The sequence below is a fragment of the Myroides odoratimimus genome, assembly GCF_030326305.1.
Classification (GTDB): domain Bacteria; phylum Bacteroidota; class Bacteroidia; order Flavobacteriales; family Flavobacteriaceae; genus Flavobacterium; species Flavobacterium odoratimimum_A.
In genome coordinates this window covers 67,681-85,412 of the sequence record NZ_JACAKB010000004.1, presented here as the reverse complement: position 1 = coordinate 85,412, position 17,732 = coordinate 67,681, and the positions used below count along the sequence as shown (strand labels likewise).

At 34.0% G+C, this 17,732-nt stretch carries 15 protein-coding genes; 7 read left to right on the top strand and 8 right to left on the bottom strand.

Features of this window, described 5'->3' with window-relative positions; translation table 11 throughout:
- Positions 1–11 precede the first annotated feature (11 nt).
- The 4 genes from HX049_RS04905 to HX049_RS04890 all read left to right on the top strand — a co-directional run bounded on the left by HX049_RS04905 (position 12) and on the right by HX049_RS04890 (position 4,254).
- Positions 12–1,841: an ABC transporter ATP-binding protein gene (locus HX049_RS04905; protein WP_286414464.1), complete on the top strand. Its 1,830-nt coding sequence runs from the start codon at positions 12–14 to the stop codon at positions 1,839–1,841.
- Complete coding sequence (locus HX049_RS04900; RefSeq protein WP_006261827.1) at positions 1,842–2,543, top strand: DUF2971 domain-containing protein; 702 nt, start codon at positions 1,842–1,844, stop codon at positions 2,541–2,543. It begins immediately after the preceding gene.
- Positions 2,544–2,558: 15 nt separating this feature from the next.
- Positions 2,559–3,746, top strand: a complete 1,188-nt coding sequence (pncB, locus tag HX049_RS04895; RefSeq protein WP_286414611.1) for a nicotinate phosphoribosyltransferase — start codon at positions 2,559–2,561, stop codon at positions 3,744–3,746.
- 88 nt (positions 3,747–3,834) lie between these two features.
- The gene (locus HX049_RS04890) at positions 3,835–4,254 is read left to right on the top strand and encodes a nucleoside-diphosphate kinase (protein ID WP_006258715.1); all 420 of its coding nucleotides are present in this window, start codon (positions 3,835–3,837) and stop codon (positions 4,252–4,254) included.
- Between the two features lie 88 nt (positions 4,255–4,342).
- On the opposite strand, the gene glsA is transcribed toward HX049_RS04890, so the two are convergent.
- Genes glsA through HX049_RS04875 form a run of 3 tightly spaced genes read right to left on the bottom strand, consistent with a single transcriptional unit; the run spans position 4,343 to position 7,331 of the window.
- On the bottom strand, positions 4,343–5,368 hold the full coding sequence (gene glsA / locus HX049_RS04885) for a glutaminase A (RefSeq protein WP_286414463.1): 1,026 nt from the start codon (positions 5,366–5,368) through the stop codon (positions 4,343–4,345).
- A gap of 14 nt (positions 5,369–5,382) precedes the next feature.
- A complete protein-coding gene (locus HX049_RS04880; RefSeq protein ID WP_286414461.1) occupies positions 5,383–6,414 on the bottom strand; it encodes an AMP-binding protein in 1,032 nt (343 codons plus the stop codon).
- Between the two features lie 11 nt (positions 6,415–6,425).
- Positions 6,426–7,331 (bottom strand): CPBP family intramembrane glutamic endopeptidase, encoded by a 906-nt coding sequence (locus HX049_RS04875; RefSeq protein ID WP_286414460.1) that lies wholly within the window; start codon positions 7,329–7,331, stop codon positions 6,426–6,428.
- A gap of 42 nt (positions 7,332–7,373) precedes the next feature.
- Between HX049_RS04875 and arsC the strand changes: the two genes are divergently transcribed.
- Positions 7,374–7,715: an arsenate reductase (glutaredoxin) gene (gene arsC / locus HX049_RS04870; protein WP_286414458.1), complete on the top strand. Its 342-nt coding sequence runs from the start codon at positions 7,374–7,376 to the stop codon at positions 7,713–7,715.
- Between the two features lie 84 nt (positions 7,716–7,799).
- The gene (locus HX049_RS04865; protein ID WP_286414456.1) at positions 7,800–10,277 is read left to right on the top strand and encodes a TonB-dependent receptor domain-containing protein; all 2,478 of its coding nucleotides are present in this window, start codon (positions 7,800–7,802) and stop codon (positions 10,275–10,277) included.
- Between the two features lie 172 nt (positions 10,278–10,449).
- On the opposite strand, the gene HX049_RS04860 is transcribed toward HX049_RS04865, so the two are convergent.
- A complete protein-coding gene (locus HX049_RS04860) occupies positions 10,450–10,626 on the bottom strand; it encodes a hypothetical protein (RefSeq protein ID WP_006258725.1) in 177 nt (58 codons plus the stop codon).
- A gap of 150 nt (positions 10,627–10,776) precedes the next feature.
- Here HX049_RS04860 and fumC point away from each other — a divergent pair, with 150 nt between their 5' ends.
- Complete coding sequence (gene fumC / locus HX049_RS04855) at positions 10,777–12,177, top strand: class II fumarate hydratase (RefSeq protein ID WP_286414454.1); 1,401 nt, start codon at positions 10,777–10,779, stop codon at positions 12,175–12,177.
- Positions 12,178–12,289: 112 nt separating this feature from the next.
- Here fumC and trpB read toward each other — a convergent pair whose 3' ends face one another.
- The 4 genes from trpB to HX049_RS04835 all read right to left on the bottom strand — a co-directional run bounded on the left by trpB (position 12,290) and on the right by HX049_RS04835 (position 17,731).
- Positions 12,290–13,471, bottom strand: coding sequence for a tryptophan synthase subunit beta (trpB, locus tag HX049_RS04850; RefSeq protein WP_286414452.1), 1,182 nt, complete (start codon positions 13,469–13,471; stop codon positions 12,290–12,292).
- A 293-nt stretch (positions 13,472–13,764) separates the two neighbouring features.
- Positions 13,765–14,412: a peptidoglycan-binding protein LysM gene (locus HX049_RS04845; RefSeq protein WP_286414450.1), complete on the bottom strand. Its 648-nt coding sequence runs from the start codon at positions 14,410–14,412 to the stop codon at positions 13,765–13,767.
- A gap of 300 nt (positions 14,413–14,712) precedes the next feature.
- Positions 14,713–16,572 carry a ribosomal protection-like ABC-F family protein gene (gene abc-f / locus HX049_RS04840; RefSeq protein ID WP_286414449.1) on the bottom strand — a complete coding sequence of 620 codons (1,860 nt, stop codon included), beginning with the start codon at positions 16,570–16,572 and terminating at the stop codon, positions 14,713–14,715.
- 37 nt (positions 16,573–16,609) lie between these two features.
- Positions 16,610–17,731 (bottom strand): metallophosphoesterase, encoded by a 1,122-nt coding sequence (locus HX049_RS04835; protein WP_286414448.1) that lies wholly within the window; start codon positions 17,729–17,731, stop codon positions 16,610–16,612.
- Position 17,732 lies beyond the last annotated feature (1 nt).

Here is a 17,732-nt window from a genome sequence, read left to right as displayed (position 1 = left end):
TTATAACAAATATGAACGAATACTTTAAGAAGATAATATACTTCGCTAAGCCATATAAGTCTTATGCCTATCTAAACATTTTTTTTAATATCCTATACGCTTTATTCAGTGCGCTATCTTTTGTGGCATTGATCCCGATGTTGACAGTGCTTTTTCACACTGGTGAAAAAATAACTGAAAAGCCAGTTTATCAAGGAATAACATCTGTTAAAGAGTATTTAGAACAATATATGTCTTACTTCATCACAATGTATTCTGATGAACACGGAGCTCAGAATACGTTGATGGTAATGGCTGCACTTATTATATCTTTATTCTTACTAAAGAACTTGTTCAACTACTGGGCAATGTACTTTATTACCTTCCTGAGAAATGGGGTATTAAAAGACATTCGTAATGCGATGTATAAAAAGTCATTAGAATTACCTCTATCATTCTTCTCTGAAAAAAGAAAAGGGGATGTGATTTCTCGAATCACTTCTGATGTACTAGAGATACAACACTCATTCTTATCGATCTTAGAGGTATTAGTTAGAGAGCCGTTAACTATCGTATTTACAATTGTAGCTATGTTTATGATAAGTACTGAGTTGACCATATTCGTATTTATATTTGTTCCTATATCAGGGATTATCATTTCTAAAGTAGGTAAATCATTAAAGAAAAGTTCACAAAAGGCTTCTGAAGAACAAGGGTACTTCTTATCTATCATAGAAGAGTCTCTATCTGGTCTAAAAGTGATCAAAAGCTTTAACTCAGAGAAGACATTTAATGATAAATTTCAAGATTCTACAATGTCATTCTACGACTTAAACAATAAAATCCTTAACCGCCAGAACCTTTCTTCTCCACTTAGTGAATTCTTAGGTATCGTGACTATCGCTGTATTATTAGTATACGGAGGTCATCTAGTACTAGGAGAGGGAACATTAACTAGTGCTTCATTTATTGCCTATATCGGTATGGCTTATAATATCCTTACACCTGCTAAGGCTATGTCTAAGGCTTCGTACTCATTAAAACGTGGTAATGCTGCTGCAGAGCGCGTGTTACAGGTATTAGAAGAAAATAATCCTATCGAAAGCAAAGAAAATGCAATAGCGAAGTCTAGCTTCGAGGATAAAATAGAGGTAGATAATATCTCGTTTAAATACGAAGAAGAGTACGTATTAAAAGATTTTACTCTCACAGTGCCAAAAGGAAAATCTGTAGCGCTAGTCGGTCAGTCTGGTAGTGGTAAGAGTACGATAGCAAACTTATTAACTCGATTCTGGGATATCAATGAAGGAGCAATTAAAATAGATAACGAAGATATTCGTAACTTAGAGCTGAGCGACCTACGTGATCTTATCGGACTAGTAACTCAGGATAGTATCTTATTCAATGATACGATCAAGAACAATCTTAAGCTAGGTAAAGAAGATGCTACAGATGAAGAAATCATGCAAGCGCTTAAAATAGCTAATGCGTACGAGTTCGTCAAAGATCTACCTCATGGTATAGATACCAATATTGGGGATGCTGGAAATAAATTATCTGGAGGACAGAAACAACGTCTGTCTATCGCAAGAGCAGTGCTTAAGAATCCTCCAATCATGATATTAGACGAAGCGACGTCTGCATTAGATACAGAAAGCGAAAAACTAGTACAGGTAGCACTAGACAATATGATGCAAAATAGAACGTCTATTATCATCGCTCACCGTCTATCTACAATCCAAAAAGCAGACTTAATCGTAGTCATGCAAAAAGGTAAAATAGTAGAACAAGGTACTCATGAAGAGCTAATCCAGTTAAATGGTACTTACTCTAAATTAGTTTCACTACAATCATTAGAATAAATGTATAAAGACGGTAAAAATATAACACTCCCTAGCGATCCGAATACTGTTGTATGGAAGTACTTAGACTTATCTAAGTTTTTAGATTTATTACTGTCTAATAAACTATTCATGTCTAGATCTGACAAATTTGAAGATCAATATGAAGGGACATTTAGCGAGCCAACTTTTGAAGAGATAAAAAGAATCAGTCAAGACAATCCTGACTTCTTACAGCACTATAAACAGAAAAGAAAGAATATAGTCATCAGTAGTTGGCACCTTAATGAATGTGAGTCTTTCGCAATGTGGCAGATATTCACAAAAAACAAAGAAGGTATCGCTATTCAATCTACTCTAGAACGACTGCAAAAAGCGGTCTCTGTAGAAAACCGAATAGACCAATACATAGGAGAAGTAAACTACATTGATTACAAAAGAGAGTTTATTCCTTTTGACGATGAGTTCTTTCCATTCTTGTTCAAAAGACAAAGTTTTCAATACGAAAAAGAGGTTCGTATTATCTCAGATGTTAGCCCTCTGGGTATAGAAGTCAATGAGGGCATTAAAATACATGTGGATATCGAACAATTAATAGAAAAAATTTATATTCATCCTAAGTCAGAGAATTGGTACAAAAACTTAGTATTAGAGCTAATGCATAAGTTAAACTTCAAATTTCATGTGGAGAAATCTGACTTAGAAAGTGATATATTAATCTAAAAAACTATGGAAGCAATGAACACTAACCAAGTTATCGTATCTATATTAGATAACGATTTCTATAAGTTTACGATGCAGTACGCTGCTATTAAACAATTCCCTTATGCTAAAGCGTCCTATATCTTTATCAATAGAGGACAACATAAATACCCCCCAGGTTTTGCTGAAGCGTTGCGCTCTGCTGTAGACGAAATGGCAAAACTAAAACTAACAAAAGCAGAGAAGATATTCTTAGAAAAGACTTGTCCTTACTTAGACCCTACTTATCTAGACTTCTTACAAGGGTATCACTATGATCCGTCAGAAATAGAAATATCACAAGATGGGCAAGATCTAGAAGTACATATCAAAGGATATTGGTATAGAACTATCTTATGGGAGGTACCTCTAATGTCTATTATCTGTGAGCTATATTATAAAATGACTAATTCTGAAAGAGACTCTTCTGAAAAGGTTATTGCGAATACGCGTAACAAAATAGAGAAATACAAAGAATTAGGGATTACTATTGCTGAATTCGGTACTAGAAGAAGACACTCTTATGCAGTACATCAACTAGTAGTGGATACTTTAAAACAATATGGCGACGGTAGCTTCATCGGGACGAGTAATGTACACTTAGCGATGAAGTATAACACTAAACCAATCGGAACACATGCTCACGAATGGTTTATGTTCCACGCAGCTAAGTATGGTTTTAAAATGGCAAACTCAATGGGGTTAGAACATTGGGTAGACACTTATAGAGGAGATCTAGGAATCGCGTTAACCGATACCTATACGAGTAAAGTTTTCTTTGAACAGTTTGATAAGAAGTTTGCTAAGTTATTTGATGGGGTTAGACATGATAGTGGAGATCCACTAGACTTCGCCGATCAAGTTATCGCACACTATAAATCATTAAATATAGACCCTACTCAGAAGACAATTATCTTCTCTGATGGATTAAATCCTGAAAAAGTAGAGCGCATCGCTAATCACTGCAAAGGAAGAATAGGAATGTCATTTGGTATCGGTACAGACTTTACTAATGATGTAGGATTAGATGCTATGAATATCGTAATCAAGATGTCTCAGGCTCTTCCAGAAGGAGGATATTGGACAGATGTAGTGAAACTATCTGATGAGCCTAAAAAGCACACAGGAACTCCAGAGATGATAGAATTAGCGCAGAGATTATTAGAGATTCCTGTTTCTAAATAAAAGTGATTAAAACCACACTTTTTTATAAATATTATCACTTTTGTAATATTTAAAAGACTATTTTTGCAATAAATTAAATTTAAGAATAATGGCAACGAACAGAACTTTTACAATGATTAAACCTGATGCTGTAGAAGCAGGTAATATCGGTGGAATCATCAACATGATTACTGAAGGAGGATTTAAAATCGTATCTATGAAGTTAACTCAATTAACTGTAAGAGATGCTCAAAAATTCTATGAAGTACACAGTGAAAGACCTTTCTATGGAGAATTAGTTGAATTCATGTCTAGAGGTCCAATCGTAGCAGCTATCTTAGAAAAAGAGAACGCTGTAGAAGATTTCAGAAAATTAATCGGTGCTACTAACCCAGCTGAAGCTGCTGAAGGTACTATCCGTAAAAAATATGCAAAATCAATTGGTGAAAATGCAGTACACGGATCTGATAGCGACGAGAACGCTGCTATCGAGTCTGCTTTCCACTTCTCAGGAAGAGAGCAATTCTAAGAATTTGCAATAGATTATATTTGCACCCAAAAAGAAAGCCAACTGTTATCAGTTGGCTTTTTCTATTTATAAGTACTATTCTTATCTATTAAAAGATACTTAGGTTTAATTCATTTACTAAATCTAAGATCATGTGGTATCCTACTACAGAGTTACCCTGTGTATCTAATCCAGGGCTGAAAGTCCCTATTCCGATTCTATTTGGCACAGAAACAACGATACCTCCTCCTACTCCAGACTTACTAGGCAAACCTACTGTACGAGCATACTCTCCACTAAATTCATACATCCCTGCAATTAACATCTGTGACTGTACTAACTTAGACATCTCCGAGTTTTTATACTTCGTATCTCCATCAAAACGAGTACACTGATTAGCAAAGAAATAACCAATCTTAGCTAAATCTTCTGCTGTAACTTCTATAGAACATTGTTTAAAATAATTATCTAATCTATTCTCTTCTCCTTCGATTAGACCATTATTCTTTAATAGATGGAATATACCTCTGTTTCTATGTCCTGTTTCTCTCTCAGACATATATACAGAATGACTATAACCTATTGCGTCGTTCTTCGTGATATAACGAACCATCTCTAGAATCTTCTGAAATGCTTCATCATTATCTCCACCTAATAATGCTGTAGTAAGTATAGCACCAGCATTCATTAAAGGATTAAGAGGCTTTCCTTTAGTCTCTAAGTTAGCATAATGATTAAAAGGTTTGTCCGTTCCATAATACCCTGCTTTAGAAAACACTTCTTTCTCTCCTAACTCCTCTACTGCTACCATCAGCGCTATTACTTTAGAAATACTCTGAATCGTAAACTTCTGTGATACATCCCCTACATTAACAACTTCTCCATTCTGCTTTACTACAGAAAATGCGATAGCGCTGGCATTAACCTTGCTCAGTTCGGGGATATAGTCTGCGACTTTTCCTTCTCCAACATGTATTCTATTTTTCTCTAAAATACGTTCTAACATCTCATTAGTAATTAGATTGGTACTATCACCATTTCTAATTATCTTCTTAGCATAAGCAGTTCCACCAAAAGAAACTAAACATGCTACAACCCAGCTTAGGATAATGTTACTTACACTATTCTTCTTCATGTTATTAATCTAGTTTATTGAATATTCTTCTTTCTTATTATTTTGCCTGTTTCAGTTTCTATAAATTTAGAAACAAACTGTACTTCACGAGGTTTCTCGTACTTACCAAGCTCCACAAATATATCATTAGGTAAAGTATACTGCTCACTTTCAATAACTAATACTAGTTTATTACCTAAGTAAGTATCTTCTTTACTCGCCACAAAGAAACGATAAGGAATCCTCTTTGACAACTTTTCTTCTATTTGCTCAGGAAAAAGTTTTACACCTCCGCTATTAATGACATTATCTGCTCTTCCAAGCCACTTAAATTCCTTACTATTAATAATTTCCACTAAATCATTGGTAACAACTAATTCCGGATTAACAGTAGGGGCAGAGATCACTAAACACCCTCTTTCATCTTGACTAACTGTCGCATGAGAAAGCACTGAAAAAGATTCTATACCTATTCGTTTAGCAGCTATATGAGTGATTGTTTCTGTCATACCGTAAGTCTCATATACTTTAGTAGTAAGTTGTTTTAGCTTATTTGCTAAACTCTGGTTCACTTTTGCTCCCCCTATAATAAGAGTCTTCACCTTATTCAATTCCTCTATTGAATTTTCTACCTGCATAGGCACCATCGCTACAAAGTCATATAACTTTGTATTCTGCTCTAATGGCCTTGCAGTAGGTTCTTTAACATCTAAAGACCAACCAATAATTAAAGATCTAATAAACATAAGTTTCCCACCGACAAACTTCGTAGACATACACAAAAGAGCACTACTACCTGTCGCTATTTCAAAAAAAGAAGCAGTCGCTTTAGCAGAACAAATCATAGCTTCTTTCTTTAAATGTATAGTTTTAGGAGGTCCTGTAGTACCTGATGTAGTCAAGCTTACATAATCATTCGTATTAAACCATTCTATAATAAGTTTTCCTAAATCAACCAAATATTCTTGAGTTCCTAGTTCCCATTCTTTAGCCAATGTAATCAACTCCTCTATCGTATAAGTGTTACCATTCAACTTAAAGTTAGGGTGTATATAATTCAATTCCATAATTTACTCTTTTATCTTACTCTACCAAATAACTGATGTTTCCAATTCTTCCACTTATACTTTCTAGCAAAGACTAAAATCACTAGAGGTAATACAACGCCGACTTGGATAATATATTCCCACGGAGAGATAACACTTTCTGAATTAACATTGGTAAAAATAGAGTTTGTCTGAAAAGCAGTCCAGTCAGAAGTAACTAAAAGCACTCCTATTAAGTTATTCGCTGCATGAAAACCTAAGGCTAATTCTACCCCGTCATCCATTAATGTAATAATTCCAAGAAAGAACCCTGTTCCAATATAATAAATCATGATACTAAACCCTATCTTCTCTACTTCAGGATTAGCTAAATGCATTAAACCAAATAAAATAGAAGTTGCAAACAAAGCAACTGCTCTACTACGAGTAGCTAAACCTATTCCTTGCATTAAATAAGAACGCATAAAATACTCTTCAAAACTAGTCTGTAAAGGAATTAAAATAATAGCAAACAATAAAAATATTAAAAAAGGCCAAAGCTTAAACGAAAAGACATAATCTTCAGGAGAAGCTATATACCCGTAAATAAAGAAAGCTATAATCACAAAACTCCACAGAGAAAAAGCAAATAATACTCTCTTCCAATCTACCTTGCTTCTAGAGGTAGTAAGGCTTAGCAGACTCTGCCTATGAACTACTAATACCCAAGCTATTAGAAATATAAACATGAAAACTAATGGCCCTATCGTTATCAAAAAATTGATATTTTTACCAAATTTATCAATATTCATTTTTATGATTTCATTAGTAGATATAGCCGAATATCTTAAAGAAATCCAATTTAGGAGCATAATCCCTAAAAAAAATAACGAAAAAGGTAAATAATACCAAAGTTTCTGACTTTTGTTTATTCTCAATAACTGTTCAATAATTCCCATATCTCAAAAAATGTACTATATTTGGTATAAAATTCCTTATTTATGATCACAATTTATCACAATCCGCGTTGTAGCAAATCACGCGAAAGTATTGCTTTCATGGAAGAGCAAGGCGTAGCATACAAAATTATAAAATATTTGGATGCAGACCTTACTGAAAATGATGTAAAGACAATACTAAAAAAACTCAATTACAATCCAATTGATTTAGTTCGTACAAAAGATGCCTTTTGGAAAGATACTTTTGGAAGTAATACATTGAGCGATGACGAGATAATCGAAGCTATGGTTTTAAACCCAAAGCTGATTGAAAGACCAATTGTTGTTAATGGCCCTAAAGCTGTTATCGCAAGACCTACAGAAAAGATACATGAAATCCTGTAAGGCAAATTAACAATTTATTAACTATTCTGTTTTTAAACCTTCACCACGTATTATAGTCTAATAGATATAAAACTAACGACTATAATGAAAAGATTAAAAACTACAAAAGTTCTTCTAATGCTGTTAACTCTAATGTTTGGAGTAACAGCATTAGCTCAGAACTCTAAACAAAGTACTGTAACTGGTACTGTAGTAGAAGCTGCTACAAATCTTCCTTTAGAATATGCGAGTGTCTTTGCACAAAATGAGAACAATGCTGATATTGTCTCTGGAGGTATGACTGACTCAAAGGGGCAATACTCTTTTAATGTACCTGATGGATCATACTTAATACGCATAGAATACTTAGGTTTTAAAACTATCGAATTGCGCAAAGTAGCTGTAAATGGAAATACTAATATAGGTATTAAAAAAGTTACAGATGACAATCAAATGCTAGATGAAGTAATGGTCATTGCTGAGAAGTCTACTGTGGACATTAAACTTGACAAAAAAGTTTACAATGTAGGAGAAGATATGATTGTAAAAGGGGGTACTGCAGGAGATGTGTTAGACAACGTTCCTTCAGTAACTGTAGATAGTGAAGGTGCTGTTAGTTTACGTGGTAACGAGAATGTAAAAGTACTTATTGATGGAAAACCTACTGGTCTTGCTAATAACATCCAAGAAGCAATGCGTATCTTATCTGCTGAGTCAATCGAAAAAGTAGAAGTAATCACTAACCCATCAGCAAGATATGAAGCTGAAGGAGGTGCTGGTATTATTAATATTGTACTTAAGAAAGGTAAAGCACAAGGTATTAATGGTAATATCACAGGGACTATAGGAGATCCTCGTAACTATGAATTAAATGGTAATGTGAATATTAGAGGAGAAAAATATAACTTCTACACTACTTTATCATATAGAGATACTAAAACAAAAGGATATAATCGTAATAACAACCAATATTTAGATAATAAAGGTAATACATTACAGTATATTGATGAGTATAAAGATAATAATAGAGAAAGACAAGGCTACAATGGTATGTTCGGTCTAGACTATTATATCACTCCGTCCTTAACGTGGTCTAATAGTGTGAATGTACGCAGAAGCAATGGTACTTCTCCTAACTCGGTAGATTATCAATATTACGATGCTAATCACAACTTAGATTATAATAGATATAGAGAAGAAAGACGTAAGTCTAACTATAACAGTGTTGAGTATACAACATCATTTGAAAAGAAATTTGCTAAAGAAGATCACAAATTAACAGTAGAGGCAAGTATCTCTAAAGATACTAGTGATGATGATGCTAATATCTCTGATATTAATGATAAGCATAATTTAATGACTTATGAAAGAACCTTGAGTGATGATAAATATAAGTCAGGTCTAGTAAAAGTAGATTACACTTTACCAATAGGAGAAAATGGAAGCTTTGAAGCAGGTTACTTAGGAACATTCAAATCTACAACGAATAACTTTGGTCTTTATAACTTAACAAATAACCAATGGGTTAATAATACTAAAGTATCTAATGTACTAGAATACAAAGAACAAGTTAATGCGTTCTATGCTCAATACGGAAATAAAATAACTGACAAGCTTAATTATATGATTGGGTTCCGTTGGGAAAAAAGCAATATTGATGTAAATCAATTAACTAGCAATGATTATAACAATAAGAAATACGATGACTTCTTCCCTAGTTTATTCTTAAACTATGAATTAGATGAATCTAGTAACGTAAGTATTAGTTATAGTAAACGTATTATGCGTCCTAGAGGGCATTTTTTAAACCCTTTCTCTAATTATACAAGTGACATCAACTTCTTTCAAGGAAATCCTGATTTAAACCCTGCTAAAACAAATGCATTTGATTTAGGATATTTAAAGAGATGGAGTGGCTTTACTCTTAGTGCATCTGCTTACTTAAATAAGACTGATGATACGTTCCAATTCGTGAGAAGAGAAGCAGGTACTAATGCTGGTGGTACAACTATTATTGTTAGTTCACCGATTAACTTAGCTACAGAATACAGATATGGATTTGACTTTACCTTAAACTATAGCCCATTCAAATGGTGGAAATTAAATGGTAACTTCAACTTCTTTAGAACAGAAACAAAAGGAGACTATACTTTCACTAAACTAGACGGTACAGTAGAGACTCAAAACTTTGACCAAAATACCTATGCCTGGTTTACTAGATTATCGTCTAAAATATCATTGCCTTATAAAATAGATTGGCAACTAAACGGAATGTATAGAGCACCTTATGATACACCACAAGGAAAAGCATTAGGAAATCTATCTGCTAATACCTCTATAAGTAAAGATATCTTAAAAGACAAAGCTACCATTACATTAAATGTTAGCGATATCTTCGATTCTAGAAAAAGAGAATCTGATACTTACTTACCAACATCTATTTCACACAGTGAAATGCAGTGGAGAGGTAGACAAGTAAACTTATCATTTACTTATCGTTTTAACCAAACTAAAATGGATAGACAGAAACAACAAAGAAATGCTGGCAATGGTGAAGAACAAGGAGAAGGGGAAATGATGTAATCAAATAAAGAAACCTTTACTAAACTATTATAAATTTATTATTTGTTAGGGGGTTACCAGTAGGTAGCCCCTTTTTTTATTCCCTTATTTTTCGAATCTATCTAACCTCATAAATAAGCATAAAAAAAGAGTCATAATACATATTATGACTCTTTATTTCTTAAACCAAATACTAGATCTGATTGTCTTCTAATTGCTGTCTTTTAGCTTTCTTCTCTTTTATTAGTTCTCTAGCTCCACCTACTGCCCAGTAAGATACGAAACCAACTAAGAACATCATAAGCCAAAATGCCATAGTAACTACAGTCATGGCAACGATGAAACCTAAATACTGTTGAAATTCAAACATGTTTTCTCCGGATTAATTTTGTATATACGCTGTAAATATACTCACTTTTATTTTTTCTACCTAACCTACCTTAACTTTTAATCTTTCTTTAGAATGAAACTAAATAATTCTTCTTATCTTTAGACTACAATCATTCAAAATAAATTAATAATGGATTACAGAATAGAAAAAGACACTATAGGAGAAATAAAAGTTGCTAAAGACAAATATTGGGGAGCACAAACTGAACGCTCTAAAAACAACTTTAAAATAGGTCCTGAGGCTTCTATGCCACACGAAATTATAGAAGCTTTTGCTTATCTTAAAAAAGCTGCTGCTTTTACGAATGCTGATTTAAATGTTTTACCTTCAGAAAAAAGAGACCATATCGCTAAAGTATGTGATGAAATACTAGAAGGCAAACTTGATGCTCACTTCCCTTTAGTTATTTGGCAAACAGGTTCTGGCACACAATCTAACATGAACGTGAATGAAGTAATTGCCAATAGAGCACAAGTACTAGCTGGTTTCCAAATAGGTGAAGGCGAACCTGTACTTAAAGCAAATGATGATGTAAACAAGTCTCAATCATCTAATGACACCTACCCAACGGCAATGCATATTGCAGCTTATAAAGCTGTGGTAGAATATACTATTCCAGGTGTAACTGCTTTGAGAAACACATTAGATAAGAAAGCTAAAGATCTAAAAGATGTAGTAAAGATAGGACGAACACACCTTATGGATGCTACCCCTCTTACGCTAGGACAAGAAATATCAGGTTATGTAGCACAGTTAGATTATGGGCTAAAAGCGTTAAATAACACTTTGCCTCATCTTGCTGAGTTAGCATTAGGAGGTACTGCTGTAGGTACAGGATTAAATACTCCTAAAGGATATGATATAAAAGTAGCAGAATATATTGCTCAATTTACAAAATTACCATTTGTAACAGCTCCAAACAAATTTGAAGCTTTAGCTGCTCATGATGCAATTGTAGAAACGCATGGGGCTTTAAAACAACTTGCTGTTTCCTTATATAAAATAGCAAATGATATCCGATTATTAGCTTCTGGACCACGCTCTGGAATTGGCGAAATCATTATCCCTGCTAATGAACCAGGGTCTTCTATCATGCCTGGCAAAGTAAATCCTACACAATGTGAAGCACTTACTATGGTAGCTGCACAAGTTATAGGAAATGATACAACAATATCTTTTGCTGGCACACAAGGTCATTTTGAGTTAAACGTATTCAAACCTGTGATGGCAGCCAACTTCTTACAATCTGCTAGACTGATAGGAGAAGCTTGTATCTCTTTTGATGAGCATTGTGCACAAGGAATTGAAGCAAACGACAAACGTATTAAAGAATTACTAGATAGCTCATTAATGTTAGTTACTGCTTTAAATACTAAAATTGGTTATTACAAAGCAGCCGAAATAGCGCAAACAGCTCATGCTAATGGTACAACGCTAAAAGAAGAAGCTGTTCGATTAGGATATGTTACACCTGAAGATTTTGACAAATGGGTTGACCCTAAATTAATGATAGGAAACATCGAAGATTAAAACATACTGAACCTTTAATAGAAAAGCCAATAGCATATTATATGTTATTGGCTTTTTACTTCTTAAATAGCTCTCTTCAGATAACGATACTAAAATACATACCTTATCTATTTTAGAAGTTAAAATAACTGCGATAATTATCTAAATCTTTATCTCCTCTTCCCGATAAATTGATTACAACAATATCCTCTGGTTTGAATTTGCGTTGTTCTAATACTGCTAAAGCATGAGAACTTTCTATCGCTGGGATAATTCCTTCTACTTTACACAAGGCTAACCCGGCTGTCATTGCCTCATCATCTTTAATCGCATAGAACTCTGCCCTTCCCAATTCTTTCATATGTGCATATAAAGGTCCAAAACCAGGATAATCTAAACCTGCTGATACTGAATATGCTTCTAGAGGTTCTCCTTTTTCATCTTGCATAAACAAGGTTTTACTTCCGTGTAACACACCTTCTTTTCCTACAAAAGAAGTAGCTGCTGTTTTTGGACTATCAGCTCCTTCTCCTCCTCCTTCAGCTACAATTAACTTCACTTGTTCATCTTCTAAGAAATGGTAAAAAGCTCCTACTGCATTACTTCCTCCACCAACACAAGCTACTATATAATCAGGCTCTTCTCTTCCTTCTTTTGCTAACAATTGTTTTCTAATTTCTTTAGATATAATAGACTGGAATCTACTCACCATATCAGGATAAGGATGTGGTCCTACTGCTGATCCTATCAAATAGAATGTGTCATCAGGATTTTCTATCCAGTATAATAAAGCCTCATCTACTGCCTCTTTTAATGTCTTTGCTCCAGACTCCGCAGCTCTCACCTCAGCACCTAGCATCTTCATACGTGCCACATTAGGCGCTTGTCTTTCTATATCTAAAGCTCCCATATATACGATACACTCCATTCCCATAAGAGCACATACTGTAGCTGTAGCTACTCCATGCTGACCTGCTCCCGTTTCTGCTACTATTTTATTCTTTCCTAAGCGTTTTGCTAATAATATCTGACCGATAGTGTTATTAATCTTATGAGCTCCTGTATGACATAAATCTTCTCTCTTTAAATAAACTTTAGTATTGTACTTCTCAGACAACCCTTTTGCAAAATATAATGGAGTAGGACGACCTACATAATCTTCTAATAACTGATTCATTTCTTGTTGAAAATCCTCTTGTTCAATAATAGAGATATACTCTCTTTGTAATTGCCCAATAATTGGAGCTAGTGCTTCAGGAATAAATGCTCCCCCATAATTTCCATAATAACCATCTTGATTAACTTGATATTTCATTTTATATACTGTTTTAAATTTTACTTTCGATTAGGTACAAAAAAAAGAGGCTTGTCGTTTGACAAGCCTCTTCTAGGTAATATATATTATTTCTCTTAATTCATATATACATAGCAAGGACTGCTCACGACATTCGACGTAAGTTTAGTCCACCACCAAGTATTTGTTAGAATTAAATTCATTTCGTTTTTCTACTTATTGAATTGCAAATGTAAAAACTTATTTTCAATAAACAATAAAAAAAGGATACCATTTTTTAAATGATATCCTTTAAGCTTTTCTTTTCTAAAGAGTTATAATACTACTACAGCATCTTTCTCAGCTGTAATATCAGATACATCGTATCCACTAAAACTTTTTAGATATGTACGTATCGAAGTACCGTATCCGTCTTGGAAACCGTTTGCTCCATTACTGTTCAAGAATTTCTTTACAGAACCTGCTCCACCTAAGTGAGCCGCTGCTAAGATTCCTGACTCTGTAATTGCAATTCCTCCGATGCGTTTACCATCAAATTTTTCAATCTCTTTTCTCAAGATCCATTTGTTTTTCGCAACTAAAGCGTCAAAAGCTTTTTCTTGCATTACTGGATCATGTAAAAAATTAGTCGTATCCGTTACTCCTATTGAACGTAATGCCACTTTACCAAACTGGTATTTGCCCATGTAACCATATGAATTTACTATTCTGTACAATCCATAAGATTCGCGTACTGCCAATGCCTGTTTAAAACCGACATAAGTCTTTCCGATAAATGGTATTGCTAATAACTCTCCTGACTCCTCCATAGCTAAATCACTATATGGAAAATCATAAGATAAGGGACCTTCAGGAACTATTTTATACTCCTCTAAAAGCATAGTTTCATATTGCTTAAAACCTGAAACACCTACCCCTGTTAATAGGACAATACCAATAAAAAAAGAACATTTTTTTCTCATTAAAACTAATTTCTCAAGCCCTGTCACCACTTGAAATTTCTGTCTGCAAAGTTACTTCATTTTTCTCATTCTCCTATTTTTTTAATATCACTTTTTATTTTTTAACACCAAAAATATATACAAACAACTAAAAATCAATAGTTTAAAAAATATAAAATTAACTTTTTAAATCTTGCTTATTTCATAAATAAACCCTAAATTATTAGAGTTCACATCAGTAATAACAGCTGACTAACGAAAAAAAAGGTACAATATTGTTCAATATTGCACCTTTCTTATTTTTCTTATTTATGGTGTTTTTTATTCCTCCATTTTAGAAGAAAGCTCAAACCATTTCTCTTCTCTATCCTCTAATTCTGCTAGCACTTTCTGGAGTTCATTTGCTTTAGATTCGATTTCATCATCCCCTACTTTTCCATCAGAAAATAATTTCTCTATTTCCACCTTCTTTTGCTCCAAATTAGCAATCTCTCTTTCTATTTTCTGAAATTCTTTTTGCTCCTGAAATGTCAATCCTTTTTTAACTTGACTTTCTTTCCAGTTTACCTTTTCCTTTGTTGACTCTTCCTTCACTGGTTCTATACTATCTTCATATGCTCTAAAGTCAGAATAGTTACCTGGGAAATCCTCTATTTCTCCTTCTCCTCTAAATACGAATAGATGATCTACGATCTTATCCATAAAGTATCTATCGTGAGAAACCACAACTAAACAACCTGGATAGTCTAATAAGAAACTTTCTAATACATTTAACGTAACAATATCCAAATCATTCGTAGGTTCATCCAGAATCAAGAAATTAGGGTTCTGAATCAATACTGTACATAAATAAAGACGTTTTAGCTCTCCTCCACTTAATTTCTCTACGAAGTCATGTTGTTTCTTTCTATCAAACAAGAAGCGCTCTAGAAGCTGTCCTGCCGATATAGATCTACCTTTCGCTAATGGAATATACTCACCGAACTCTTTAATCACATCGATTACCTTCTGTTCTGGTTTTATATTAATCCCTCCTTGTGTATAGTATCCTATTTTTATAGTTTCTCCTACTACTACTTTACCTGCATCAGGCAGTATACCTTGAGTAAGGATATTTAAGAAAGTAGACTTTCCACTACCATTCTTTCCGATAATACCAATGCGTTCACCTTTATTGAAATTATAACTAAAGTCATTTAAGATGACCTTATCCTTAAATTTCTTATGTAGTTTATGAAGTTCCACGATCTTACTACCGATACGCTCCATATTAATCTCTAATTCTACTTGATGTTCACGTCTTCTACTATGCGCTTTTTCTTTAATTACGTAGAAGTCATCAATACGAGACTTAGATTTAGTAGTACGCGCCTTAGGCTGTCTCCTCATCCAAGATAACTCCTTCACAAATAAGTTCTGTGCCTTATCTATACTCGCATTCTCTATAGCTAGGCGCTCTTCCTTTTTCTCCAGATAATAAGAATAGTTTCCTTTATACTGATAGATCTTGCCATTATCTAATTCGATAATTTCATTACAAACCCTTTCTAAAAAGAAACGGTCGTGCGTCACCATAAACAAAGTAATATTTTCCTTAGCAAAGTAATTCTCTAACCATTCTATCATCTCTAGATCTAAGTGGTTAGTAGGCTCATCTAAGATTAATAAATCTGGTCTATTAATTAATATAATAGCCAATGCTAACCTTTTGCGTTGACCCCCTGATAATGTTTTTACTTTTACTTTTAGATCTTCTAACTTCAGTTTAAACAAGATTTGTTTATACTGCGTCTCAAAGTCCCAAGCATTATGAGCATCCATCTTCTCGAATGCCTTCTGATAAGCATCTGCATCCTCTGGATTTTCTAATGCTTTCTCGTATTCTTCTATGATTTTTAATGTATCATTGTCTGAAGCAAAAATACTTTCTTCTATTGTCAATTCATCTTGCAGTGCAGGCTCCTGAGGCAAAAAGGCCATACGGATACCTTTGCGCATGACTACTTGTCCTGCATCTGGAAAGTCTTCTCCTGTCAGGATTTTTAAAATGGTTGTTTTACCTGTTCCATTCTTTGCTACGAAAGCAATCTTCTGATCTTTATTAATCCCAAATGATACATCCTCGAACAATGTTCTCGCACCAAAGGATTTCGCTATATTCTCAACCGATAAATAATTCACAATCTAATATTTTTTTACAAAAATAGCCTTTATTTTATTATATTCCTTGTACTCTGATTACGACGTATTCTGACACAGTACCTATTCTATATCTACCTCCCCATATTCCTACACCAGAACTGACATAGATATGCGTATCCTCTTTCTTTAGATACCCATGCGAATTCTCAAATAACCGATCTGTTATCCAAGACACAGGCCACATCTGCCCTCTATGTGTATGTCCAGAACACTGTATATCCACTCTATTGTTCACGGCATTTTCTAAGGCATAAGGTTGATGATCTAAGAGAATATTCAGTTTATCTTCCGCTATCCCCTTCATCAGCTCACCTAACTCTTTACGGTGTCGATTCGTCTTATCATCTCGTCCTATCAGATTCACGTTTATATCATCTAGTACCTTTACCTGATCGCGTAATATATTTATCCCTGCAGACTTTAAGAACGTAATACTTCCTTCTACTCCAGCTAGATATTCATGATTACCTAGACACGCATACGTACCATACTCACTCTTAAACTTCTTTAAAACCTCATCTAACTTATAATATTGTAATGGTATCAGGCTTACATCTATCACATCTCCAGCAATAAGTACAGCATCAGCACACTCAGCGTTGACAGTATCTACCCATTTATTTAACTCTTTATGCTCTATAGCATATCCTAGATGCAAATCTGTCAACAAGACAAATCGAAGCTCTTTAGGCAACTTTTTATTCACCTTTATCACTATCTCTTTTCTCTTCTTTTTAAGGTAAGTAATATGTCCTATAAACGCAATTACTAACGTCAATAATATCAATAGAGAACCACGGGCAGAAGAGTAATGATCATAGATAAACAAGGTAGACTGCTGTGTAAAATGATTAATTAATGCTCCTATATCAAAAAGTAAACACAACATAAAAGCATATATGCTTAACATAAGCCAACCAGTGCCTATTCTATAGAAGTACGACGCTAAATAGACAGGCATTCTCTTCCCTACACTATAGAATATAAGTATACTTAACGACATCGTTAATGCTATAACACCAAACAGTACCTTAACACTAAAATCACTCTCCCTAACTAACGCACTATAATTAAAAAACACATATGCATTAGATAGCATATACATAATGAATATGCCTATAAAAAGAAATCTCTTCATT

Coding starts and splice junctions, on each gene's coding strand:
- HX049_RS04905 (WP_286414464.1), top strand. CDS start 12: ATGAACGAATACTTTAAGAAGATAATATACTTCGCTAAGCCATATAAG.
- HX049_RS04900 (WP_006261827.1), top strand. CDS start 1,842: ATGTATAAAGACGGTAAAAATATAACACTCCCTAGCGATCCGAATACT.
- pncB (WP_286414611.1), top strand. CDS start 2,559: ATGAACACTAACCAAGTTATCGTATCTATATTAGATAACGATTTCTAT.
- HX049_RS04890 (WP_006258715.1), top strand. CDS start 3,835: ATGGCAACGAACAGAACTTTTACAATGATTAAACCTGATGCTGTAGAA.
- glsA (WP_286414463.1), bottom strand. CDS start 5,368: ATGAAGAAGAATAGTGTAAGTAACATTATCCTAAGCTGGGTTGTAGCA.
- HX049_RS04880 (WP_286414461.1), bottom strand. CDS start 6,414: ATGGAATTGAATTATATACACCCTAACTTTAAGTTGAATGGTAACACT.
- HX049_RS04875 (WP_286414460.1), bottom strand. CDS start 7,331: ATGGGAATTATTGAACAGTTATTGAGAATAAACAAAAGTCAGAAACTT.
- arsC (WP_286414458.1), top strand. CDS start 7,374: ATGATCACAATTTATCACAATCCGCGTTGTAGCAAATCACGCGAAAGT.
- HX049_RS04865 (WP_286414456.1), top strand. CDS start 7,800: ATGAAAAGATTAAAAACTACAAAAGTTCTTCTAATGCTGTTAACTCTA.
- HX049_RS04860 (WP_006258725.1), bottom strand. CDS start 10,626: ATGTTTGAATTTCAACAGTATTTAGGTTTCATCGTTGCCATGACTGTA.
- fumC (WP_286414454.1), top strand. CDS start 10,777: ATGGATTACAGAATAGAAAAAGACACTATAGGAGAAATAAAAGTTGCT.
- trpB (WP_286414452.1), bottom strand. CDS start 13,471: ATGAAATATCAAGTTAATCAAGATGGTTATTATGGAAATTATGGGGGA.
- HX049_RS04845 (WP_286414450.1), bottom strand. CDS start 14,412: ATGAGAAAAAAATGTTCTTTTTTTATTGGTATTGTCCTATTAACAGGG.
- HX049_RS04835 (WP_286414448.1), bottom strand. CDS start 17,731: ATGAAGAGATTTCTTTTTATAGGCATATTCATTATGTATATGCTATCT.